We start from the raw sequence: 824 nt of genomic DNA, 5'->3' as shown, positions 1-824 counted from the left end.
AACGGCACTGTTGCAAATAGTCGGTGGTGATAAACTTATCATCCCCTTTTGCTGATGGAGCTGCACATGAACCCATTCAAAGGCCGGCATTTTCAGCGTGACATCATTCTGTGGGCCGTACGCTGGTACTGCAAATACGGCATCAGTTACCGTGAGCTGCAGGAGATGCTGGCTGAACGCGGAGTGAATGTCGATCACTCCACGATTTACCGCTGGGTTCAGCGTTATGCGCCTGAAATGGAAAAACGGCTGCGCTGGTACTGGCGTAACCCTTCCGATCTTTGCCCGTGGCACATGGATGAAACCTACGTGAAGGTCAATGGCCGCTGGGCGTATCTGTACCGGGCCGTCGACAGCCGGGGCCGCACTGTCGATTTTTATCTCTCCTCCCGTCGTAACAGCAAAGCTGCATACCGGTTTCTGGGTAAAATCCTCAACAACGTGAAGAAGTGGCAGATCCCGCGATTCATCAACACGGATAAAGCGCCCGCCTATGGTCGCGCGCTTGCTCTGCTCAAACGCGAAGGCCGGTGCCCGTCTGACGTTGAACACCGACAGATTAAGTACCGGAACAACGTGATTGAATGCGATCATGGCAAACTGAAACGGATAATCGGCGCCACGCTGGGATTTAAATCCATGAAGACGGCTTACGCCACCATCAAAGGTATTGAGGTGATGCGTGCACTACGCAAAGGCCAGGCCTCAGCATTTTATTATGGTGATCCCCTGGGCGAAATGCGCCTGGTAAGCAGAGTTTTTGAAACGTAAGGCCTTTGAATAAGACAAAAGGCTGCCTCATCGCTAACTTTGCAACAGTGCCG

Annotated in this window: 1 protein-coding gene; it reads left to right on the top strand. The window is 52.5% G+C overall.

The window, feature by feature from the left end; genetic code table 11:
• The first annotated feature begins 66 nt into the window (after positions 1 to 66).
• Positions 67 to 771, top strand: coding sequence for an IS6-like element IS26 family transposase (locus tag HBO10_RS31010; RefSeq protein ID WP_001067856.1), 705 nt, complete (start codon positions 67 to 69; stop codon positions 769 to 771).
• The last annotated feature ends 53 nt before the right edge of the window (positions 772 to 824 follow it).

This window comes from Pseudomonas sp. WS 5503, from assembly GCF_012985385.1.
Lineage (GTDB): Bacteria > Pseudomonadota > Gammaproteobacteria > Pseudomonadales > Pseudomonadaceae > Aquipseudomonas > Aquipseudomonas paracarnis.
The sequence above is the reverse complement of the archived record's forward strand: the minus strand, read 5'-3'. Positions and strand labels throughout refer to the sequence as shown.

Coding starts and splice junctions, on each gene's coding strand:
- HBO10_RS31010 (WP_001067856.1), top strand. CDS start 67: ATGAACCCATTCAAAGGCCGGCATTTTCAGCGTGACATCATTCTGTGG.